At 62.2% G+C, this 22810-nt stretch carries 21 protein-coding genes; 2 read left to right on the forward strand and 19 right to left on the reverse strand.

The genetic code is table 11. The annotated features are described in order from the left end of the window. Nucleotides 1-18 precede the first annotated feature (18 nt). The 3 genes from GYB81_RS19475 to GYB81_RS19485 are packed head-to-tail and all read right to left on the reverse strand — an operon-like array spanning nucleotide 19 to nucleotide 2024. Entirely contained in the window at nucleotides 19-831 is an 813-nt protein-coding gene (locus tag GYB81_RS19475; protein ID WP_161865298.1) for an OmpA family protein, read from the reverse strand. After that, on the reverse strand, nucleotides 831-1181 hold the full coding sequence (locus GYB81_RS19480) for a DUF4398 domain-containing protein (protein ID WP_161865299.1): 351 nt from the start codon (nucleotides 1179-1181) through the stop codon (nucleotides 831-833). Before GYB81_RS19480 ends, GYB81_RS19475 begins: the two co-directional genes overlap by 1 nt. 9 nt (nucleotides 1182-1190) lie before the next feature. Then, nucleotides 1191-2024 (reverse strand): substrate-binding periplasmic protein, encoded by an 834-nt coding sequence (locus GYB81_RS19485; protein WP_161865300.1) that lies wholly within the window; start codon nucleotides 2022-2024, stop codon nucleotides 1191-1193. Nucleotides 2025-2137: 113 nt separating this feature from the next. Between GYB81_RS19485 and GYB81_RS19490 the strand changes: the two genes are divergently transcribed. Next, nucleotides 2138-3064 (forward strand): alpha/beta fold hydrolase, encoded by a 927-nt coding sequence (locus tag GYB81_RS19490; protein WP_161865301.1) that lies wholly within the window; start codon nucleotides 2138-2140, stop codon nucleotides 3062-3064. A 61-nt stretch (nucleotides 3065-3125) separates the two neighbouring features. Here GYB81_RS19490 and GYB81_RS19495 read toward each other — a convergent pair whose 3' ends face one another. After that, nucleotides 3126-4055: an electron transfer flavoprotein subunit alpha/FixB family protein gene (locus GYB81_RS19495; protein WP_116618876.1), complete on the reverse strand. Its 930-nt coding sequence runs from the start codon at nucleotides 4053-4055 to the stop codon at nucleotides 3126-3128. Next, nucleotides 4056-4805 carry an electron transfer flavoprotein subunit beta/FixA family protein gene (locus tag GYB81_RS19500; RefSeq protein ID WP_024307880.1) on the reverse strand — a complete coding sequence of 250 codons (750 nt, stop codon included), beginning with the start codon at nucleotides 4803-4805 and terminating at the stop codon, nucleotides 4056-4058. Between the two features lie 324 nt (nucleotides 4806-5129). Here GYB81_RS19500 and GYB81_RS19505 point away from each other — a divergent pair, with 324 nt between their 5' ends. Further along, nucleotides 5130-6794 (forward strand): electron transfer flavoprotein-ubiquinone oxidoreductase, encoded by a 1665-nt coding sequence (locus tag GYB81_RS19505; RefSeq protein WP_161865302.1) that lies wholly within the window; start codon nucleotides 5130-5132, stop codon nucleotides 6792-6794. 130 nt (nucleotides 6795-6924) lie between these two features. On the opposite strand, the gene GYB81_RS19510 is transcribed toward GYB81_RS19505, so the two are convergent. From GYB81_RS19510 to leuD, 14 genes are all read right to left on the reverse strand, one after another. Continuing rightward, the gene (locus GYB81_RS19510) at nucleotides 6925-7701 is read right to left on the reverse strand and encodes an SDR family oxidoreductase (RefSeq protein ID WP_161865303.1); all 777 of its coding nucleotides are present in this window, start codon (nucleotides 7699-7701) and stop codon (nucleotides 6925-6927) included. Continuing rightward, nucleotides 7701-8912 (reverse strand): O-succinylhomoserine sulfhydrylase, encoded by a 1212-nt coding sequence (locus GYB81_RS19515; protein WP_161865304.1) that lies wholly within the window; start codon nucleotides 8910-8912, stop codon nucleotides 7701-7703. The genes GYB81_RS19510 and GYB81_RS19515 overlap by 1 nt, the downstream gene beginning before the upstream one ends. A 112-nt stretch (nucleotides 8913-9024) precedes the next feature. Further along, complete coding sequence (purF, locus tag GYB81_RS19520; protein ID WP_161865305.1) at nucleotides 9025-10533, reverse strand: amidophosphoribosyltransferase; 1509 nt, start codon at nucleotides 10531-10533, stop codon at nucleotides 9025-9027. Between the two features lie 74 nt (nucleotides 10534-10607). Continuing rightward, nucleotides 10608-11129, reverse strand: a complete 522-nt coding sequence (locus GYB81_RS19525) for a CvpA family protein (protein WP_161865306.1) — start codon at nucleotides 11127-11129, stop codon at nucleotides 10608-10610. 85 nt (nucleotides 11130-11214) lie between these two features. Further along, complete coding sequence (locus GYB81_RS19530; protein WP_161865307.1) at nucleotides 11215-11832, reverse strand: SPOR domain-containing protein; 618 nt, start codon at nucleotides 11830-11832, stop codon at nucleotides 11215-11217. Nucleotides 11833-11847: 15 nt separating this feature from the next. Next, the gene (gene folC, locus GYB81_RS19535) at nucleotides 11848-13125 is read right to left on the reverse strand and encodes a bifunctional tetrahydrofolate synthase/dihydrofolate synthase (protein ID WP_161865308.1); all 1278 of its coding nucleotides are present in this window, start codon (nucleotides 13123-13125) and stop codon (nucleotides 11848-11850) included. Then, a complete protein-coding gene (accD, locus tag GYB81_RS19540; RefSeq protein ID WP_161865309.1) occupies nucleotides 13122-14006 on the reverse strand; it encodes an acetyl-CoA carboxylase, carboxyltransferase subunit beta in 885 nt (294 codons plus the stop codon). The genes folC and accD overlap by 4 nt, the downstream gene beginning before the upstream one ends. 135 nt (nucleotides 14007-14141) lie before the next feature. Continuing rightward, nucleotides 14142-14774: a phosphoribosylanthranilate isomerase gene (locus GYB81_RS19545; RefSeq protein ID WP_161865310.1), complete on the reverse strand. Its 633-nt coding sequence runs from the start codon at nucleotides 14772-14774 to the stop codon at nucleotides 14142-14144. A 45-nt stretch (nucleotides 14775-14819) separates the two neighbouring features. Continuing rightward, nucleotides 14820-15683: a tRNA pseudouridine(38-40) synthase TruA gene (gene truA / locus GYB81_RS19550; RefSeq protein ID WP_161865311.1), complete on the reverse strand. Its 864-nt coding sequence runs from the start codon at nucleotides 15681-15683 to the stop codon at nucleotides 14820-14822. Between the two features lie 8 nt (nucleotides 15684-15691). After that, entirely contained in the window at nucleotides 15692-18508 is a 2817-nt protein-coding gene (locus GYB81_RS19555) for a motility hub landmark protein FimV (protein WP_161865312.1), read from the reverse strand. A 155-nt stretch (nucleotides 18509-18663) separates the two neighbouring features. Next, nucleotides 18664-19674 (reverse strand): aspartate-semialdehyde dehydrogenase, encoded by a 1011-nt coding sequence (locus GYB81_RS19560; protein WP_161865313.1) that lies wholly within the window; start codon nucleotides 19672-19674, stop codon nucleotides 18664-18666. Between the two features lie 137 nt (nucleotides 19675-19811). Then, complete coding sequence (gene asd / locus GYB81_RS19565; RefSeq protein ID WP_161865314.1) at nucleotides 19812-20924, reverse strand: aspartate-semialdehyde dehydrogenase; 1113 nt, start codon at nucleotides 20922-20924, stop codon at nucleotides 19812-19814. Nucleotides 20925-20980: 56 nt separating this feature from the next. Beyond that, complete coding sequence (gene leuB / locus GYB81_RS19570) at nucleotides 20981-22063, reverse strand: 3-isopropylmalate dehydrogenase (RefSeq protein WP_161865315.1); 1083 nt, start codon at nucleotides 22061-22063, stop codon at nucleotides 20981-20983. 95 nt (nucleotides 22064-22158) lie between these two features. Continuing rightward, nucleotides 22159-22806 carry a 3-isopropylmalate dehydratase small subunit gene (gene leuD / locus GYB81_RS19575; protein ID WP_161865316.1) on the reverse strand — a complete coding sequence of 216 codons (648 nt, stop codon included), beginning with the start codon at nucleotides 22804-22806 and terminating at the stop codon, nucleotides 22159-22161. Nucleotides 22807-22810: the final 4 nt, after the last annotated feature.

Raw genomic sequence — 22810 nt, forward strand, 5'->3', positions numbered from 1 at the left:
ATACGCGGAGCCAGACACTCAGCGTTCAGGACCCAGCTGGCCTCGCTCGTCGGAGAAGACGATCTCGACCCGCCGATTCTGCGCCCGCCCGCGTGCCGAGGCGTTTTCCGCGACAGGAAAGTCCACGCCGTAACCGATCACCTGAATACGCTTGGCATCCACGCCCAGATCGACCAGCAGATCGGCCACGGCCTGCGCACGCGCCCGTGACAGTTCCAGGTTCTCGGCGGCATCACCGGTATTGTCGGTATAGCCCTCGATACGCACGCGCCGCTGCGGGTTGATCTGCAGGAACTGTACGAGCTTGAGCACGGTGCGATTGGCCGCCGGTTGCAGCTCGGCGCGACCGGCATCGAACAGCATGTCGCCCAGGGTCATCACCAGGCCGCGCTCGGTCTCGCTGGTGGCGAGGCTGACCATCTGCTCTTCCAGCCAGCCGTTGTGCTGCTGCACGCTGAGCAGCTTGGCTTCACGTAACGTCAGCTGCAGGCGCTGACGCTCAAGTTCGAGCTTGGCAGCGCGCTCATGATTGAGGCTGATATCGCTGTGTTGCCGGGCGATTTCGGCATAGCGCTGGCTGAGATAGGCGTAATGACGCACATCATCGCCACTGCCCCAATAGCTGGACAGACGTTCGGCACGGGCCAGGGATTCACCCGCGCGGATCACGTCCTTAGGCGCGGCACGCAGAACGTTGGGATCTTCCTTGACCGACTGGAAACTGAGACGCGCCTCTTCCAGCGCCTGCTCGCTTGCCGGCTGCTTGGCGGCGCAACCATTCAGGAGTGCAGCGGCCAACAGCAGACCGCCGAGGTAACCGAAAGCCTTCATCACATCGCCCCCAGTTGCTGGCGCAGACGGCCGATACGCTGGTTGAGCTCGGAAAGCTGCTCGCGCCCCTTGGCGTTGAGATGCTCGGCCTCGGCCAGGCGCGCATCCAGCTCAGCCTGTTCGGCCAGTTGGCGTGCCTGTTTGTTTTCACCGTCCTGCATGGCCGCCTGTGCCTGAGCGAACTTCTGTTCAGCCTGGCGCAACGACGCGGACTGCTCGCTGACTACTCCCAGGGACTTGGTCTGCGCCAATGCCTGCTCGGTCAGGCGCAGCTGCTCGGTGGGCGCGGGATCGCTTGCGCAAGCCGTCAGGCCCAGCGCCAGCAGCAAGGGAAGAGGTCGATTGATCACGAAAATTTCCTACTGAGTCACGTCGCCGACCGGATCGGGCTGCATCTGCTGCGCCTTCCACAGTTCCAGATTGCTTTTCAGGAACTGCTCAGGCAGCCCGGCGGCGACCATTTCTGTCATCTTCCGCGCCAGCTGACCACGCAGCCAGGGCTCGTTGCACGCCGAATTATGTGACAGGGTAAGGTAAAGCCCCTCGCTGGAAATTGGCGGGTCCAGCACCTCGAGGTCATCATCCATGCCCAGTGTCTCGGCGAGCGCCAAGCCGGGGTACCGCTCGTAGAGCACATAATCGGTACGACCGAGCAGCAACTTCTGGAACGCCTGAGTCAGGCTGGATACGCCCTCGAGCGTAAGGTTCTGCTTGGCAAAGGTATCGAACTGCTGACCGAAGCTGTTGCCCACCAGCGTATCGCCAGTGTGCCCCTGCAGGTCGATCCAGCTGCCATAGGGGAAGGCTTCGCCCTTGCGCACCCAGACCACGCTCGGAGTGAAGAAAAATGCCGGGTGTACGTAGTCCATGTTCTCGAGGCGAGGCAGCGTCAGGAACGCGCCTGCAAGCAGGTCGACACGCCCCGTACGCACTTCGTCCTGCGCGCGTGACCAGGGCCCGGTATAGATCACGTCGATCACCACACCCAGCTCTTTGGCCAGATGCTTGAGCATATCGACATTGGCGCCGACCAGCTGCTGCGGATTCTGCGGATCGCGCCAGAGATAGGGCGGATACTCGGGGTTACCGGTCGCTACCAGCCGTTCGCATTTACCCGCAGCCAAGGCGACGCCGGGCATCACAGCCAGTGCACACCACAGCAACAGCGACTTAAACAGACAACGCTCAGGCATTGGCTACTCTCGGTTTATGCGTTGATCGGCAGGAGGGTCTCAGCCGCCCCGTAATCTTCTGCGTTCATGCTAGCTTAAGGCGTCGCCATAATAATTCGCGATAAGGACGCGCCATGAAAAAACTGCTGTTCGCATTGCTCATCCTGCTGTCAGGCACAGCAGCCATGCTGTACTTCTTTCCAGCGGCACAACTGGCCAGCTTGCGCCTGATAGAGCAGCATCGTGCCGGACTGAGTCACGAGCAGCTAGCGGTCCACAATCTTAACATCCATTACTACCAGGGAGGACCGGCGAGCGGCGAAACCCTGGTGTTGCTTCACGGGTTTGCCGCAGACAAGGATAACTGGCTGCGCTTTTCCCGCCACCTGACTCAGGACTATCGGGTCATCGCCCTCGATCTGCCCGGCTTCGGCGACAGCGACTTGCCGCCTGGCAGTTATGACGTCGGCACCCAGGCCGAACGCCTTGCGGATATTCTCGATGCCATGGGCATAAAGCAGGCACATGTGCTGGGTAACTCGATGGGAGGCCATATCGCCGCACTCTATGCAGCGCGCTACCCGGATCGAGTGCACTCGCTGGCACTGTTCGCCAATGCCGGAATCGACAGCCCGCACAAGAGCGAGCTGTATCGACTACTGACCAGTGGCGCAGCCAACCCGCTGGTGGTCAAGCAACCGCAGGACTTCGACAACCTGCTGCAGTTCGTTTTCGTCGAGCCGCCCTATCTGCCGGCATCACTCAAGCGTTATCTGGGTGAGCGCGCGATGGCCAGGGCCGAGCACTACGATATGGTGTTCAAACAACTGGTAGAGCGCAGCATTCCCCTGGAACCCGAGCTGACAAAAATCCAGGCACCCACCTTGCTGCTATGGGGCAGACAGGATCGCGTGCTGGACGTATCCAGCATCGAGGTCATGCAACCTCTGCTGCGCAGCTCCAGCGTGGTGATCATGGATAACGTCGGTCACGCGCCGATGCTTGAACGCCCCGAAGAAAGCGCCCTGCTCTACCGGCGTTTTCTGCAGAGCCTGAAGTAGCAAAATGCAGGCAATAAAAAACCCGCTCACCAGAGCGGGTTTTTCGTAGCGGGAAAGCGGCTTAAACCGACTTTTCCAGCTCCGGTACGGCTTCGAACAGGTCGGCGACCAGGCCGTAGTCGGCCACCTGGAAGATCGGCGCCTCTTCGTCCTTGTTGATCGCAACGATCACCTTGGAGTCCTTCATACCGGCCAGGTGCTGGATCGCGCCGGAGATACCGACGGCGATGTACAGCTGCGGCGCGACGATCTTGCCGGTCTGACCGACCTGCATGTCGTTCGGTACGAAGCCGGCGTCGACGGCAGCGCGAGAAGCGCCGACTGCAGCGCCCAGCTTGTCGGCCAGAGCGTACAGGTGCTTGAAGTTGTCGCCATTGCCCATGCCACGGCCGCCGGAAACGACGATCTTGGCAGCGGTCAGCTCCGGACGGTCGGACTTGGCCAGCTCTTCGCCAACGAAGGCGGACTTGCCGGCATCGGCCGGACCGGAAACGGCTTCAACGGCAGCGCTGCCGCCTTCAGCAGCCGCGGCGTCGAAACCGGTGCTACGCACGGTGATCACCTTGATGGCAGCCGAGGACTGCACGGTGGCGATGGCGTTGCCGGCATAGATCGGACGCTTGAAGGTGTCGGCGCTTTCAACGGCGATGATCTCGGAGATCTGATCGACGTCCAGGGCAGCGGCGACGCGCGGCAGGATGTTCTTGCCGTTGCTGGTGGCGGCAGCCAGGATGTGGCTGTAGCCCTTGCCCAGTTCGGCTACCAGCGGCGCGACGTTTTCCGGCAGCTGGTTGGCATAGGCGGCGTTGTCGGCCAGCAGCACCTTGGCCACGCCAGCGATCTTGGCAGCGGCTTCGGCAGCAGCGCCAGCGTTGGCACCGGCTACCAGAACGTGAATGTCACCACCGATCTTCTGCGCAGCAGCAACGGTGTTCAGAGTAGCGGCAGCCAGAGCGGCATTGGTGTGTTCAGCGATAACCAGGATAGTCATTTAGATTACCTTCGCCTCGTTCTTCAGTTTCTCGACCAGTTCAGCCACGGACTTGACCTTGATGCCGGCGCTGCGAGCAGCCGGCGCTTCGACTTTCAGGGTCTTGACGGTGGAGGCGGTGGAAACGCCCAGAGCGTCCGGGGTGACGGTCTCCAGCGGCTTCTTCTTGGCCTTCATGATGTTCGGCAGCGACGCATAGCGCGGCTCGTTCAGGCGCAGGTCGGTGGTGACGATCGCCGGCAGGTTCAGCGCAACGGTCTGCAGACCGCCATCGATCTCACGGGTGACGTTGACCTTGTCGCCAGCCACTTCGACCTTGGAGGCGAAGGTGCCTTGGCCGAAGCCGGTCAGGGCGCCCAGCATCTGGCCGGTCTGGTTGTTGTCGCTGTCAATGGCCTGCTTGCCCATGATCACCAGCTGCGGCTGCTCCTTGTCGACCACTGCCTTGAGCAGCTTGGCCACGGCCAGGGAGTTCAGCTCGTCATTGGACTCGACCAGGATGGCACGGTCGGCGCCCAGAGCCAACGCAGTGCGCAGTTGCTCCTGAGCGGTAGCCGGGCCGATGGTGACAACAACGATTTCGCTCGCCACGCCTTTCTCCTTGAGGCGTACGGCTTCTTCCACGGCGATTTCGCAGAAGGGGTTCATGGACATCTTGACGTTGGCGAGGTCGACGCCGCTGTTGTCCGCTTTGACGCGAACCTTGACGTTGTAGTCGACCACTCGTTTGACAGCTACAAGAACCTTCATGGATTCCTCGTTACTCTCCGGTGAATAAGAATGTCGCCCAGGCGAGCCTGGCCAGTGATGCAAAATCGGCCGCAACCAACCTTTCAGCTCAGACGGCGAGCGCAAAACCGCCCGTATCTTGACCCCGCGGCCTGGCTCGGTCAATACAGCGAACTGGCCGGTCATCCGCGATGTAGTACGATTCTAACAGGCCTACAGAAAATTCAAACAAACGTTTGTATTGGCCCGTCGAGAGGGTGTAGATATAATGCCCACGCCGTGCTTAGGGAGCGAGCCGCGCCCTCCCCTATAAAACATCGAAGAGCCTTGAGTAGGAGATAGCCTGTGGAACGCGAATTTATGGAGTTCGACGTCGTCATCGTCGGCGCCGGCCCATCCGGACTGTCCGCCGCCTGCCGACTGAAGCAGAAAGCCGCTGAAGCGGGCCAGGAGATCAGCGTCTGCGTGGTCGAGAAAGGCTCCGAAGTCGGCGCTCACATCCTCTCCGGCGCGGTGTTCGAACCGCGCGCCCTGAACGAACTCTTCCCCGACTGGAAAGAGCTTGGCGCCCCACTCAACACCCCGGTCAAGCGCGATGACATCTACCTGCTGCGCGACGCCGACAAGGCTACCCGAATTCCTGACTTCTTTGTGCCGAAAACCATGCACAACGAAGGCAATTACATCATTTCCCTGGGCAACCTGTGCCGCTGGCTGGCCCAGCAGGCCGAGAACCTGGGCGTGGAGATCTACCCGGGCTTCGCCGCTCAGGAAGCGCTGATCGACGAGAACGGCGTGGTGCGCGGCATCGTCACCGGTGATCTGGGCGTCGACCGCGAAGGCAACCCCAAGGAAGGCTACTACACCCCCGGCATGGAACTGCGTGCCAAGTACACCCTGTTCGCCGAAGGCTGCCGTGGCCATATCGGCAAGCAGCTGATCAAGAAGTACAACCTCGACAGCGAAGCCGACGCCCAGCACTACGGCATTGGCATCAAGGAAATCTGGGACATCGATCCGGCCAAGCACGAGCAGGGCCTGGTGGTACACACCGCCGGCTGGCCGATGGACATCATGGGCACCGAAAACACCGGCGGCTCCTTCCTCTATCACCTGGAAAACAACCAGGTCGTGGTGGGCCTGATCATCGACCTGTCCTACGCCAACCCGCATCTGTCCCCGTTCGACGAGTTCCAGCGCTACAAGCACCACCCGGTCATCGCCCAGTATCTGGAAGGTGGCAAGCGCGTTTCCTACGGCGCCCGCGCCATCTGCAAGGGCGGCATCAACTCGCTGCCGAAGATGGTCTTCCCTGGTGGCGCGCTGATCGGCTGCGACCTCGGCACCCTGAACTTCGCCAAGATCAAGGGCAGCCACACCGCTATGAAATCCGGCATGCTGGCTGCCGACGCCATCGCCGAAGCCCTGGCAGCCGGCCGTGAAGGCGGCGACGAGCTGAGCAACTACGTCGATGGATTCAAGGCCAGCTGGCTGTACGACGAACTGTTCCGCAGCCGCAACTTCGGCGCCGCCATCCACAAGTACGGCGCCATCATTGGCGGCGGCATCAACTGGCTGGATCAGAACATCTTCGGCGGCAAGGCGCCCTTCACCCTGCACGACAACAAGCCGGATTACGCCTGCCTGAAGCCGGCGGCAGAGTGCGCGAAGATCGCCTACCCGAAACCGGACGGCAAACTGAGCTTCGACAAGCTCTCCTCGGTGTTCCTCTCCAACACCAACCACGAAGAAGAACAGCCCTGCCACCTGAAGCTGGCCGACCCGAGCATCCCGATCGAGAAGAACCTGCCACTGTATGACGAACCGGCGCAGCGCTACTGCCCGGCCGGCGTGTACGAAGTGGTAACGCAGGAAGACGGCACGAAGAAGTTCCAGATCAACGCGCAGAACTGTGTGCACTGCAAGACCTGCGACATCAAGGACCCGGCGCAGAACATTACCTGGGTTGCACCGGAAGGCACCGGCGGCCCGAATTACCCCAACATGTAATTCGCGCCGATATGAAAAAGGCTCCCTCGGGAGCCTTTTTCGTTTCTGTCGAATCCGTGGGAGCGAGCTGTGCTCGCGAAGCTTCTAAAACCACCACGTTTCGCGAGCAGAGCTCGCTCCTACAGGGTGTTCAGTCTTCGTAAACCATTTTGCGGCTCATGCCGCCGTCGATGACGAACTCCTGGCCGGTGACGAAGCCGGCCGCATCGGACAGCAGCCAGGCGACTTGAGCCGCCACATCCTCCACCGTGCCGACACGGCCGACCGGATGCTGCGCATGATCGAACACCGATAGCGGTTCCAGACGCTGCTGCACAGGATCGCGGGCGTCGATCCAGCCGGGGCTGACGCAGTTAACGCGCACCTCCGGCCCGAGACTGACCGCCAGCGCATGAGTGAGCGCAACCAGTCCGCCCTTGCTCGCCGCATAAGCCTCGCAATTGGCCTCGGACTGACTGGCGCGCGTCGAGGCGATATTGACGATGGCGCCACGATGCCCGCGCAAATAAGGCGCACAGTGCTTGGCCAGCAGCATGGCGCCGGTCAGATTGACCGCCAGCAGGCGATTCCAGCGCCTGAGATCGAGTGACTCCAACGGCGGCGTGTGCGGGTCGGCGATGGCCGCGTTGCACACCAGCGCGTCGAGACGACCGAACTGACCAAGAATCTCGGCAACGCCGACACTGACCTGATCTTCCTTCGCCACATCCATGGCCACGAACCAGGCATTGTCACCCAGCGCACGCGCCACTTTCGAACCCCGCTCACGGTCGATATCGGCCAGCACCACCTGCCAACCCTCGGTGACCAGCCAGGCGCTGATCCCCAGGCCGATACCGCGCGCGGCACCGGTGACCAGTGCGACACGCCCGTTGCTGGGCGCGTCGTCGTTACCCCACTCCAGCATCAGAGCGCGGCCAGGCCGCGTGCCAGGTCTGCCTTCAGGTCCTCCAGCTCTTCCAGCCCCACGGCAACGCGGATCAGGCTGTCGCTGATGCCGGCATTGGCGCGTTCCTGCGGCGTCAGGCGACCATGGGACGTGGTGGCCGGGTGGGCGATGGTGGTCTTGGTATCGCCCAGGTTGGTGGTGATGGAAATGACGCGCGTGGCATCGATCACCTTCCAGGCCGCGTCACGCCCGCCCTTGACCTCGAAGCTGACCACCGCGCCGAAGGCGCTCTGCTGCTTTTTCGCCAGGTCATGCTGCGGGTGACTGGGCAGGCCTGCGTAGTAGACACGCTCGACCTGCGGTTGCTGCTCGAGCCACAGCGCCAGCTGCAGGGCACTCTCGCTCTGCGCGCGCATACGGATGCGCAAGGTTTCCAGGCCCTTGAGGAACATCCAGGCATTGAACGGGCTGAGAGTTGGACCGGCGGTGCGCAGAAAGCCCACCACCTCCTTCATCTGCTCGCTGCGCCCCGCCACCACACCACCGAGACCGCGACCCTGACCGTCGATGTATTTGGTGGCCGAATGCATGACGATATCCGCGCCGAGTTTCAGCGGCTGCTGCAGGGCCGGCGTGCAGAAGCAGTTGTCCACCGCCAGCAACGCGCCATGCGCATGGGCGATCTCGGCCAGTGCCGCGATATCCACCAGCTCGGCCAGCGGGTTGGACGGCGATTCGACGAACAGCAGCTTGGTATTGGGCTTGAACGCGTTCTGCCAAGCATCGAGATCGGCCAGTGGCACGTAATCCACCTCGATGCCGAAGCGCTTGAGGTACTTCTCGAACAGGCTGATGGTGGAGCCGAATACGCTGCGCGACACCAGCACATGGTCGCCGCCACTGCACAGACTCATGACGATGGCGAGGATGGCCGACATGCCGGAAGCGGTGGCCACTGCCTGCTCCGCGCCTTCCAGCGCGGCGATACGCTCCTCGAAGGTGCGCACGGTAGGATTGGTGTAGCGCGAATAGACGTTGCCCGGCACTTCGCCGGCAAAACGTGCAGCCGCATCGGCCGCGGTGCGAAACACGTAGCTGGAGGTCAGGAACAGCGCCTCACCATGCTCCCCTTCCGGCGAGCGGTGCTGACCGGCGCGCACCGCCAGGGTGTCGAAGCCAACGCCGTCCAGATCGCTGTCGAGCCGACCCGCTTCCCATTCCAGTGTCATCTCTCTACCTCACCAATAAGTAGCCCGGAGGCAATCCGGGAACTTCAATGTGACATTCCCCCGGATTGCATCCGGGCTACAGACCAAGGGCAGGCCTCCCCTGCCCCGCGCATCAATTGTTGTGCAGATCGATGATCGCACTGACCGCCTGCGACTTCGCCTTGCTGGCGTCGTTGCGCGCCTGCTCGATGCGGTTCAGGTAGGCCTCGTCGACATCGCCAGTCACGTAGTTGCCATCGAAAACCGCACAGTCGAAGTTGTCGATCTTGATTTTCTTGCTGCCACTGACCGCCTCGATCAGATCCGGCAGGTCCTGGTAGACCAGCCAGTCGGCGCCGATCAGCTCGCACACCTGCTCGGTGCTGCGGCCATGAGCGATCAGCTCGTGGGCGCTGGGCATGTCGATACCGTAAACGTTCGGGTAGCGCACCGCTGGTGCCGCCGAGCAGAAATAGACGTTCTTCGCTCCGGCCTCGCGCGCCATCTGGATGATCTGCTTGCAGGTGGTGCCACGGACAATGGAGTCGTCCACCAGCATCACGTTCTTGCCGCGGAACTCCAGTTCGATGGCATTGAGCTTCTGCCGCACGGATTTCTTGCGTGCCGCCTGACCAGGCATGATGAAGGTGCGGCCGATATAGCGGTTCTTGACGAAGCCTTCGCGGAATTTCACGCCCAGATGATTGGCCAGCTCCAGGGCCGCGGTACGGCTGGTATCTGGGATCGGGATGACCACGTCGATATCGTGATCCGGCCGCTCGCGAAGAATCTTGTCGGCCAGCTTCTCGCCCATGCGCAGGCGCGCCTTGTAAACCGAGATGCCGTCCATGATCGAATCAGGACGCGCCAGATATACGTGCTCGAAAATGCACGGCGCATATTTCGGATTGGCCGCGCACTGGCGGGTGAACAGCTGACCTTCTTCGGTGATGTACACCGCCTCACCCGGCGCCAGATCGCGGATCAGGGTAAAGCCGAGCACATCCAGCGACACGCTTTCCGAAGCGATCATGTATTCCACACCTTCGTCGGTATGACGCTGGCCGAAGACGATCGGGCGGATGCCGTTGGGATCACGGAAGCCGACGATGCCGTAGCCGGTGATCATCGCGACCACGGCGTAGCCGCCCAGGCAGCGCTCGTGCACGTGGGTGACCGCAGCGAACACATCTTCTTCGGTGGGCTGCAGCTTGCCGCGCTGGGCCAGTTCGTGGGCAAACACGTTGAGCAGCACTTCCGAGTCGGAATTGGTGTTCACGTGACGCAGATCGGATTCGTAGATTTCCTTGGCCAACTGCTCGACGTTGGTCAGGTTACCGTTATGCGCCAGAGTGATGCCGTAGGGCGAGTTGACGTAGAACGGTTGCGCTTCGGCGGAACTGGAGCTGCCAGCCGTCGGGTAGCGCACATGGCCAATGCCCATGTGCCCGACCAGGCGCTGCATGTGGCGCTGCTGGAAGACATCGCGCACCAGGCCATTGTCCTTGCGCAGGAACAGGCGGCCATCATGGCTGGTGACAATACCGGCAGCATCCTGGCCGCGGTGCTGGAGGACGGTCAGCCCGTCATACAGCGCCTGATTGACGTTCGATTTACCGACGATACCGACGATGCCACACATGTGCCACGACCCCTGCTAGATAATTCAGGCTAATTCAGCGGCCGGCGCAGCGGTTAATCCGCACCGGCCACTCTTTAAAGCAGCTCGGCTGGGTTAGCCGAACCACTGGTAAACCACTGATCGGACCACCCCAGAATGAGGTTCTTCGACCAGTCGGCAACCATCAGAAAATGCGGCACCAGTTGCGACTGTTGCCACCATGTATCCTGCTCCACCGGCGCCAGGCTGATCAGTCCGACCAGCAGCACCACCAGCAAGCCTCCACGCGCGGCGCCGAATACCATGCCGAGAAATCGGTCGGTGCCGGACAGGCCTGTCACGCGGATCAACTCACCGATCAGGAAGTTGACCAGCGCGCCCACCAGCAAGGTGGCGATGAAGAGAATGGCACAGGCAGCGATCACCCGCGCTGAAGGCGTTTCGATGAATTCGACGAGATGCTGGGCCAATGCGCCGCCGAACATCCAGGCGACCACACCCGCGATAATCCAGGTCAGCAGCGACAGCGCTTCCTTGACGAAGCCGCGCTTGAGACTGATCAGACTAGAAATGGCGATGACGGCGACAATCGCCCAATCGACCCAGGTGAATACCACGGTGCGGCCTACCAGCGGAAAAGGCGAAGCATTTTAGCAGAGCCCGGCGAATCGGGTAACCGGGCGTTGCATATCAACGATGGATTCAACCGGCCTCAGGTTGGAAACGCACGACAAAACCGCTGAGTTTGTGCTGACGGTTCAGCTGGTCACGCAAGCGCTCGGCTTCGGCGCGCTCGATCAGCGGGCCGACGAACACACGATTCATGCCGTCGAAGGCGCGGATATAGGCGTTGTAGCCCTGGCTGCGCAGGGTTTTCTGCAGGTTTTCTGCTCCGCTGCGGCTGGACAGACTGGCCAACTGCACCGACCAGCTGATCGGCAGGCTGTTGGCGTCCAGGCGCCCCTCAGGCTTGGCGGGAGCCGTGGTGGCAACCTGCTCGGTCTTGGTCGGTTCGGGCTTGCTCGGTTGAGCTGCAGGTGGCGGAGCCTGCTTGGGTTGCTCCGGCACCTCGACTATTTGCGGCTCCACCTCTTCGACCGGCACGGGTTCCTGCGGCAATTGCTCGGGCTCGACGACCTCGGCAGGCTCGACCACGATCTCGGCAGCCTCCGGCGCCTGCGGCATCGACGGGGCCTCTACTACCACGCGACGCATCTCGTCTTCACGCGATAGCAGCATCGGCAGGAAAATCACCGCCAACGCCACCAGCACCAGAGCACCGACCATGCGCTGCTTGAGCCCCTTGTCCAGCATTGCCATCCCCCATTCCCCTTATCAAGCCGGGCGGGCCAGCCAATCCAGGGCCTCGGCCACGCAGAAAAACGATCCGAACAACAGTATCTCGTCACCCTCAGCCGCTTGTTCGCACTGCGCTTCGAGCGCAGCTCGTACATCTGGGTACTGCGCCACCGCCACCCCCAGCGCCTGAAGGTGCCCGGCCAGCTCACCGGCAGAACGCGAACGCGGCGTGCCGAGCGGCGCTACGGCCCACCCGGCAACCAGACTCAGCAGCGGCGAGACCACGCCAGGCAGGTCCTTGTCGGCCAACAGACCGAATACGGCCCAGCGCTTACCGGTCGTAGAGCGACTCTCCAGGCGCTGCGCCAGGTAGTCGGCAGCATGGGGATTATGCCCAACATCGAGCAACAGCGTGAGTGACTTGCCTCGCCAATCCAGCGCGCGGCGATCCAGCCGCCCGGTCACCCGAGTGGCCAGTAGCGCCTGAGCGATCTGCTGCTGATCCCAGGGCAGCGGCAGAAGCGCGTAAGCCTGCAATGCCAGCGCAGCGTTTTCCATGGGCAAATCGAGAAGTGGCAACTGCTCCAGGTGCAACACCTGACCTTGGGCATCGAGGCCATACCAGGACCATTGCTGCCCCCGAACACTCAGATCGTAGTCGCGCCCGCGCAGGAAAAACGGTGCGTCCAGCAACGCCACCTGCTCCAGCAACGGCTGTGGCGGATCAAGATCACCACACAGCGCCGGCTTGCCTGCCCGCATGATTCCGGCCTTTTCGAAGGCGACCGACTCACGGGTGTCACCCAGCCAGTCGGCATGGTCAAGGCCGATGCTGGTGATCAACGCGAGGTCGGCATCCACCAGGTTGACCGCATCCAGACGCCCGCCCAGGCCGACTTCGAGCACCACGGCGTCCAGCCCGGCACGCTCGAACAGCCAGAAGGCTGCCAGCGTGCCCATCTCGAAATAGGTCAGCGATATCTCACCGCGCGCGGATTCCACCGCTGCAAACGCCTGGCACAACGCCTCGTCGCTTGCCTCGCGCCCATCCAGCACCACACGCTCGTTGTAACGCAGCAGATGGGGCGAGCTGTAGACACCGACGCGCTGGCCCTGGGCAGCGATCAGGCTGGCAAGAAAGGCGCATGTGGAACCCTTGCCGTTGGTACCCGTGACGGTGATCACCAGCGGCGCAGGTTTGCCGAGCCCAAGCCTGCGCGCTACCTCGCGCGAACGCTCCAGGCCCATGTCGATGGCCGAGGGGTGCAGCTGTTCGAGGTAGGCGAGCCACTCGCCCAGGCTACGTTCAGTCATGCAGTGGCCGGCAGGGAAACCGGGGAAGGACGATTCATCAGTTGCGCCAACAGGCGCGCCAGACGCGGACGCAGCTCGTTGCGCGGAATGATCATGTCGATGGCGCCGTGCTCCAGCAGGAACTCGCTGCGCTGGAAGCCTTCCGGCAGCTTCTCGCGCACGGTCTGCTCGATCACGCGCGGACCGGCGAAGCCGATCAGCGCCTTGGGCTCGGCCACGATCACGTCACCGAGCATGGCCAGGCTGGCCGATACGCCGCCGTAAACCGGGTCGGTCAGCACGGAAATGAACGGCAGCCCCTCTTCACGCAGACGCGCCAGCGCAGCGGAGGTCTTGGCCATCTGCATCAGCGAGATCAGCGCCTCCTGCATACGCGCACCACCGGAAGCGGAGAAGCACACCAGCGGGCAGCGCTTTTCCAGCGCGACATTGGCCGCCTGAACGAAACGCTCACCGACGATGGCGCCCATGGAGCCGCCCATGAAGGAGAATTCGAATGCGCAAACGGCGATCGGCATGCCTTCGAGGGTGCCGCTCATGGAGATCAGTGCATCCTTCTCGCCGGTCTGCTTCTGCGCGGCGGCCAGACGATCCTTGTACTTCTTGCTGTCGCGGAATTTCAGGCGATCCACCGGCTCCAGATCGGCACCGATCTCCTCGCGACCGTCGGCATCGAGGAAGATGTCGAGACGCGCGCGCGCGCCGATGCGCATGTGGTGGTTGCACTTGGGGCAGACGTCGAGGGTCTTTTCCAGCTCGGGGCGATAAAGCACGGCATCACAGGACGGACATTTGTGCCACAGGCCCTCGGGCACAGAGCTCTTCTTCACCTCGGAACGCATGATCGAGGGAATGAGTTTGTCTACCAACCAGTTGCTCATGCTGTCATTTCTCCATAACCGTTGGTTCGGATGAGCGCGTCATCGTGAGCGCCCATCTCCAGCAATTCTTTTCTGCCGCATCGCACCCATCGAAATGGGCCACGGCGGCGTAACAGGCTAATTGACGGCCCTGCCTCAATCGCCGTCACATTGCGCATTACGCACGGCCTGCACGAACGCACGAATCTTGTCTGCATCCTTTATGCCTTTACTGGCCTCGACCCCGCCACTGACATCGACGGCATAGGGCCGAACCTGGCGAATGGCGGCAGCGACATTGCTCGCCTCCAGGCCGCCGGCAAGGATGATCGGCTTGGCGACATCCGGCGGCACCAGCGACCAGTCGAAGGCAGCCCCGGTCCCACCGGGCACGCCTTCGACGAAGGTGTCGAGCAGAATGCCGCGCGCACCAGCATAGAGCGCCATGGTGGCAGCCAGATCCTCGCCTGGGCGTACACGCAGCGCCTTTATGTAGGGACGACCGTATCCCTCACAATCGACAGGCGATTCATCACCATGAAACTGCAACAGGTCCAGAGGCACTCGCTGCAGTACCGCCTGCAAGTCGTCACGCGGCATGTTCACGAACAGACCGACGCAGGTCACGAATGGCGGCAAGGCCTGGACGATAGCAGCAGCCTGCTCGACACTCACCGCACGCGGGCTGTTGGCATAGAACACCAGGCCGATGGCATCCGCTCCAGCCTCTACGGCGGCCAGCGCATCTTGCACTCGGGTAATGCCGCAAATCTTGCTGCGCACGTGCATTCGCTTCACACCTTTCTCTGTCGAACGCCCGATGGTAACAAAGGCTCAGCCTTGCCGCACATCTACCAGACCGGAGAGAAAATGCGGACCAAGATAACGCGAAGGCAAATCGAACTCCTCGGGGTATTCCACCTGCACCAGATAGAGCCCGTAGGGATGCGCGGTCACACCGCCGCTGCGGCGCTCCGCGCGAGCCAGCACCTCGCTCGCCCACTCCACCGGGCGCTCACCGGCACCGATGGCCATGAGCACACCGGCCATGTTACGCACCATGTGGTGCAGGAAGGCGTTGGCCCGAATATCCAGCACGATGAAACGCCCATGCTCGATCACTTCCAGATGATGGACGGTCTTGATCGGCGATTTGGCCTGGCACTGACCGGCGCGAAAGGAACTGAAGTCATGGGTACCGATCAGCGCACGGGCCGCCTCGCGCATGCGCGCGGCATCCAGCGGCCGATGGTTCCAGGTCACCTCCTCGGCCAGGTGCGCCGGGCGAATCGGATCACTGTAGATCACGTAGCGATAGCGCCGCGCCATGGCACTGAAGCGCGCATGAAAATGCGCCGGCATTACCTTGGCCCATGTCACGCTGATGTCTTTGGGCAGGTTCAGGTTGGCGCCCATGATCCAGGCATGTAACGGCCGCTCAACGCGGGTGTCGAAGTGCACCACCTGACCACTGGCATGCACCGATGCATCGGTTCGGCCCGCGCAATGAATGGTGACAGGCGCACCACCTGCCACTTTCGACAGCGCATCTTCCAGGCAACCCTGGATGGAGGCGACATTGCCGCTCTGACGTTGGAAACCGCGATAACGTGCGCCCTTGTATTCGAGGCCCAGGGCGACTCTGGAAAAGCCAGCGGCCGCCATTTCGGCGGCCGCTACAGGTACTGCTTCAGACATGGAATCGATCAAACCAACTTGGAAATCATCTCGCGAGCTTCCTGCTGCTGTGCTTCGTTACCTTCGGCGACCACTTCATCGAGAATGTCGCGAGCCCCTTCGGTGTCGCCCATATCGATGTAGGCACGCGCCAGATCCAGCTTGGTCGCGGTCTCGTCGGTGCCGGAGAGGAAGTCGAAGTCATCGTCGCCATCCAGACCACCGGACAGGCTGTCGACCGGTGCCAGCGGCGCGGCGTGCGGCTCTTCGAAGTCAGTGGACAACTGATCCAGCTCGGCAGTCACTTCGTCCAGCTGCGCTGCAAAACTGTCAGGCTCGGCGACAGGCTGAGCCGGAGTTTCGTCCTCGAGCGACAGATCGAAGTCGGCCGGCAGGTCGAGATCGGCAGCCGGCGTCTCCTCCGGCAGGTCGAGGTTCAGACCGGAAAGGTCATCGGCAGGCTGGCTCAGCGGCGCATCATCGTCGAGGCTCAGCAGGAAATCATCGGCCTCGTCGCCGGCAGCCACAGCGGGCTCGTCCAGATCGAGGTTGAAAGCAGAGAGGTCGTCAGCCGGCTGGGACAGTTCGACCTTGTCGTCGCCCAGGGCCAGATCGAAATCCAGATCGTCATCAGCTGAAGCGGCCGGCGCGGCTGGCTCGTCGATCAGACCGAAATCCAGATCATCGTCCAGCGACAGCGGTGCTTCATCGGCTTTGGCGGCCTGGAGGTCTTTCTCCAGATCAGCCTCAAGATCATCCAGGCTCAGGTCGAACGCATCGTCCAGGTCGCCAGCAGTGGCAGCAGGTGCTTCAGCGGCCGGCTCGTCCAGACTGAGGTCATCCAGGCTGAACTCGCTCATGTCATCCTCAGCGGACGCCGCAGCAGCTACTGCGCCGGCACCTGCAAAGGCAGCGATGGCCGGGTATTTGGCTTTCAACTGCTCAGCCTCGGCATTCACCCCACCGATCTCGCGCAGTTCATTGTCCTGACGGGCGAAACCCTCGCGATCGCCCAGCTCGGCATAAACTTCCATCAGCTTCAGACGCAGATCGGTACGGTGCGGCTCGTCGTTGATCGCGTTTTGCAGCAGCTCGGCTGCCTGATTGAAACGACCGTAGGCAATATAGATATCCGCCTCGCCCAGCGCGTCGCCAGTCTGTGCCGTAACACGCTCTTCGCTTGCAGCCTGGACAGGCTCGTCATCGAGACCCGCGAAGCTGTCCTGCGGCATATCCAGATCCGATGCGAATGCCTGATCCTCGGACAGCTCATCAGCCAGCTCGTCCTGCTGCTCGGCTTCCTTCATGGCATTGCGGCGCGACAAAGCCATCAGCGCAACCAGCAGGAGCAGCAGTGCACCGCCACCTGCCAACCCCAGCGTCATCGGGCTGGCCATCAGGTCATCGATAAAACTCTGCGGAGCCGGGGCAGGCGCCGGAGCGGGCGCTGCGGGTTTGGCCTCTTCAGCCGGTTTGGCCGGAGCGGCAGGCTCAACGGCAGCAGCCGGCTCCTCGGCCGGCTGTTCGGTGGCGGCGGCGCTGTCTTCGACAGGCGCAGCAGGCTCCTCGGAGTAGTTGTAGTCGGGTGCCGCCTCTTCAGGCGGCGAGGCCGGTGGCGTTGCCGCCTCCGACAGGGGCGGCGCGGTCTCGGGCTCCGCAGCCGGCGTTTCCACCGCCGGGGCTTGCGCAGCCGGCTCATCCGCGGCGGCCGGAGCCGCCGACAGATCGGCCTGCAGTTTTGCCAGCTGGTTGTCCTTGAGTTCGACCAGGCGCTGCAGCTTGTCCAGCTGACTCTGCAAGTCACTGACTCGGCTTTGCAGCTCGGCATTCTCGCGACGGGTCGAGTCCAGGCTTTCCTGGGTCACGGCCAGCTTGTCGGCCAGCGCCTTGCTGTTGGCCGAGCCGGTATCGCTACCGCGAGTGGACTGACCAGCTTCAGCTGCAACCAGTTTCAGGCTGTCGGCGGACTCGGCAGTGGCCGGTGCGGAACCTGCGGTGGTACGGCGCGTGGCATCCAGCTGACGCGAAGCGACAGCGCGCCCTTCGCGCCAGGCGGCGTTCTGCTCGGCTACCTGGGCGACCGCCTCGGCATTGCTGCGACTGCGAATCTGCTGCTCGTCCGGCAGACGCAGTACCTGACCGCTCTTCATGCGGTTGATATTGCCGCCGATGAAGGCATCCGGGTTCAGATCCTGGATAGCCAGCATGGTCTGATTGACCGAAGAACCACCGCCGACGCGCTGGGCGATTTCCCAGAGCGTATCGTTGGCAGTGGTTCTGTATTCGTTACCGGAAATGGCGCGCGAAGCCGGGGCCGGCGCGCTAGGACGCGGAGCGGGAGCTGGAGCGGCACTGCGCGGCGCAGGTGCCGGAGCCACGGAGGGACGCGGCGCAGGAGCGGCGATCGGCAACTGAGGCGCAGCGGCTACGGTGGTTTGCGGCGAGTAAAGTGGCGGGTCTAGCAGCAGGGTATATTCACGCAGCAAGCGGCCGTTCGGCCAGAGCACTTCCACCAGGAAGTTGAGGTAAGGTTCGCGTACGGCCTTACTCGAAGTAACGCGAATAACGCTTTTACCATTAGGCTTCAATACGGGAGTGAACTTGAGATCGGTCAGAAAGTACTGACGATCGACACCCGCCTTGACGAACTCTTCAGGGGACGCGAGGGTTGGAATTACCTCATTGGAGGCAAGATCGCGCACCTCCAGCAATTCGATTTCCGCTACCAACGGCTGATTCAGCGAGGATTGCAGGGTAACTTCACCCAAACCCAGCGCATGCGCCATACCGGAAGACAGCGCGGAAGCGGCTGCGATTGCCAGCACCAGTTTGCGAACCCGAACCATAGCGTTATCCCTTGTTTTAGCTTTTTTCTCGACATGCGAGAGGGTCTTGAGAATTGCTGCCTGCCTCCGCTCCAGGAGCGGCTCCCCATTCAGCAATCAACTCAGCCAGTATTGCCAAGCTAGAAAGATTCTTCAAATTTCTAGGTAAGTATCTTTTACAGATAGTGTTTTATCAATAACTCGGCTATCTCTATAGCATTGAGTGCGGCGCCTTTTCTCACATTATCAGACGCAATCCACAAATTGAGTTGCCCTGGATCGCTGACGCCACGACGAACCCGCCCGACATAGACGTGGTCCTGCCCCACCGCATCGCCAACGGCGGTCGGGTAGTCGCCCGCCTCGACCAGCTCGATACCCTGCGCGGCCTCCAGCAATTGCTGCACGGCATCAACGTCGATGTCCGCATCGGTCTGCACACCAAGTGCCAGACTGTCGCCAAAAAATACCGGTGCCAGGACGCAGGTAGCAGCCACTGGAAGCTCGGGCAACCCCAATAGCTGCCGAACCTCGGCGGCGAGACGCTTCTCCAGCTGCGCATGCCCATACTCATCGACCTCACCGACCTGCGCCAACAGATTGAAGGCGATCTGCCGATCGACCGTCCTGGGCTCCAACGGGCGTGCGTTCAGCAACTCGGCGGTCTGCCGGGCGAGCTCCTGCACACCATTGCGCCCCAGGGTCGAGATGGCCAGCATGGCGGTGAGGTGGAGCCGTTGCGGCTGCAATACAGGTTTCAATGCTGCCAGTACCAGCGCACAGGCAACCGCTGAAGGGGTCGGTGCGCTGACGCACCACGGCCTGCGCAATGCGGGCAATCCTTCGACACCCAGTTCGGGCAGCACGCACGGGGCCTGCTCCAGCGGCAACGCGGCACTCAGATCGATGAGCGAACAACCGGCCGTCAGCACACGCTCATGACAAGCGCGCGTAACCTCTGCACCGGCGGCGAAGAATGCCAATTGCACCTGAGAGAAATCGAACGCCTCGAGCGACCGCACCCGTACCTGGCGACCACGAAATGAAAGGCTCTGCCCTACCGACTCGCTGCTGGCCAGCAGGTGCAGATCCTTGACCGGAAACTCACGTTCTTCGAGCAACTCGACCAGCGCTTCGCCGACATTACCGGTGGCGCCGATCAGGGCGACATTGATGGGCTGACTCATGGACGGACCTACAACACAGAAGGAGCGGCACTGTAACTGCACGCCCCAGGTCCGGGCAATCGGCTAACGTGTGCCAGAAAAGACAAAGCCCCTCTGCCGAAACAGAAGGGCCTTGTTTGACTACGGACACCTGGCGCTTAGCGCTCCAGCAGAATCCGCAACATGCGGCGCAGCGGCTCGGCGGCGCCCCACAGCAACTGATCGCCCACGGTGAATGCCCCCAGATATTGCGAGCCCATGTTCAGCTTGCGGAGACGACCGACCGGTACGCTCAGGGTGCCAGTCACGGCAGTCGGGCCAAGGTCGCGGATGGATTCTTCGCGGTGGTTCGGCACCAGTTTGACCCAGGGGTTGTGCTGGCTGATCAGGCCTTCGATGTCGGCCATCGGCACATCCTTGTTCAGCTTGATGGTCAGCGCCTGGCTGTGGCAACGCATCGCGCCGATACGCACGCAGATGCCATCGACCGGGATCGGGCTCTTGAAGCGGCCGAGGATCTTGTTGGTTTCGGCCTGGGCTTTCCACTCCTCACGGCTCTGCCCGTTCGGCAGCTCCTTATCGATGTACGGAATCAGGCTGCCGGCCAGCGGCATGCCGAAGTTGTCCACCGGGAAGGCTTCGCTGCGCATGGCGTCGGCGACCTTGCGGTCGATATCGAGGATGGCACTGGCCGGGTCGGCCAGTTCATCGGCGACGGCACCATTGATCGCGCCCATCTGCTTGATCAGCTCGCGCATGTTCTGCGCGCCGGCACCGGAGGCCGCCTGGTAGGTCATGGCGCTCATCCATTCCACCAGACCGGCTTCGTACAGACCGCCGAGCGCCATCAGCATCAGGCTGACGGTGCAGTTACCGCCGATGTAGTTCTTGGTGCCGGCGTCCAGCGCCTGATCGATTACCTTGCGGTTGACCGGATCGAGCACGATTACCGAGCTATCATCCATGCGCAGCGACGAGGCAGCATCAATCCAGTAGCCCTGCCAGCCGGCTTCACGCAGCTTGGGGAAGACTTCGTTGGTGTAGTCGCCACCCTGGCAGGTCAGGATCACGTCCAGGCCTTTCAGGTCTTCGATGCTGTAGGCGTCCTTCAGCGGAGCAATGTCCTTGCCAATGGCCGGGCCCTGGCCGCCGACATTGGAGGTGGTGAAGAACACCGGCTCGATCAGGTCGAAGTCCCGCTCTTCCAGCATGCGCTGCATGAGCACGGAACCGACCATGCCACGCCAACCGATCAGACCTACACGTTTCATAACGACTACACCTATATAAACAGCCCACCGGAACCACCCCGGCGGGGCTGGGAAGATTACAGACTACGCAGCGCTTCGACTACTGCATCACCCATGGCAGCGGTACCGACCTTGGTCTTGCCTTCGGACCAGATGTCACCGGTGCGCAGGCCCTGATCCAGCACCAGGCTCACCGCTTTCTCGATGGCGTCGGCAACGGCCACCTGGCCGAAGCTGTAACGCAGCATCATGGACACCGAGAGAATGGTGGCCAGCGGGTTGGCGATGCCCTTGCCGGCGATGTCCGGCGCGGAACCATGGCACGGCTCGTACATGCCCTTGTTGTTGGCGTCCAAGGATGCCGAGGGCAGCATGCCGATGGAACCGGTGAGCATCGAAGCTTCGTCAGACAAAATGTCACCAAACATGTTGTCGGTGACCATCACGTCGAATTGCTTGGGCGCACGCACCAGTTGCATAGCAGCGTTGTCGACGTACATGTGGCTCAGTTCGACGTCCGGATAGTCCTTGGCCACCTCCTCGATCACCGCGCGCCACAGCTGGCTGGACGCCAGGACGTTGGCCTTGTCCACCGAGCACAGCTTCTTGCCGCGCACGCGGGCCATGTCGAAGCCGACCTTGGCGATGCGGCGGATTTCGCTCTCGCTGTACGGCAGGGTGTCGTAGGCCATGCGCTCGCCGTTTTCCAGCACCTTGCTCTCGCGCGGCTGGCCGAAATAGATGCCGCCAGTCAGCTCACGGACGATAAGGATATCCAGGCCGGCGACCACTTCCGGCTTGAGGCTGGAGGCCTCGGCCAGTTGCGGATAGAGGATGGCCGGACGCAGGTTACCGAACAGGCCCAGTTGCGAACGGATCTTCAGCAGGCCGCGCTCCGGACGGATGGCCGGATCGATGGCGTCCCACTTCGGCCCGCCAACGGCGCCGAGCAGCACGGCATCGGCGGCCTTGGCGCGTGCCAGGGTCTCGTCGGCCAGCGGCACGCCGTAGCGGTCGATGGCGGCGCCGCCCAGGTCATCGAAACTCAGTTCGAAGCCCAGGGCGTACTTGTCGTTGGCCAGGTTCAGCACCTTGACCGCCTCGGCCATGATTTCCGGGCCGATGCCGTCGCCAGGAAGAACCAGAATCTGTTTGCTCATCTTTTTTCCTTGGAAAAGGCTACAGACTGCAGGCCACAGGCTTCAGGCCGCAAGCAAAAAGCCTGCAGCCTGTAGCTTGCGGCCTGCAGCCGCTGTTATTTGATCGCGCCGAACAGCCAGGGGCTGTTCTGCTGGTGTTTGGCTTCAAAGGCCTTGATCGCGTCCTGATCCTGCAGGGTCAGGCCGATGTCGTCCAGACCGTTGAGCAGGCAGTGCTTGCGGAAGGCATCGACTTCGAAGCTGTACTGCACGCCATCGGGACGGGTCACGGTCTGCGCCTCGAGGTCGACGGTCAGCTGATAACCCTCGGTGGCCTCGGCCTGCTCGAACAGCGCATCGACCTCTTCATCCTTGAGGATGATCGGCAGCAGGCCGTTCTTGAAGCTGTTGTTGAAGAAGATGTCAGCGAAACTCGGTGCGATGACGGTGCGAAAGCCGTACTCGTCCAGCGCCCATGGCGCGTGCTCGCGCGAGGAACCGCAGCCGAAGTTCTCGCGTGCCAGCAGCACACTGGCGCCCTGATAGCGCGGGAAGTTCAGCACGAAATCCTTGTTGATCGGGCGCTTGGAATTATCCTGATTCGGCTGACCGACATCCAGGTAGCGCCACTCGTCGAACAGGTTGGGGCCGAAGCCGGTGCGCTTGATCGACTTCAGAAACTGCTTGGGAATGATCTGGTCGGTATCGACGTTGGCTCGATCGAGCGGGCAGACCAGGCCGGTGTGTTGGGTGAAGGCTTTCATCAGA

It is taken from the genome of Pseudomonas yangonensis (assembly GCF_009932725.1).
GTDB lineage: Bacteria > Pseudomonadota > Gammaproteobacteria > Pseudomonadales > Pseudomonadaceae > Aquipseudomonas > Aquipseudomonas yangonensis.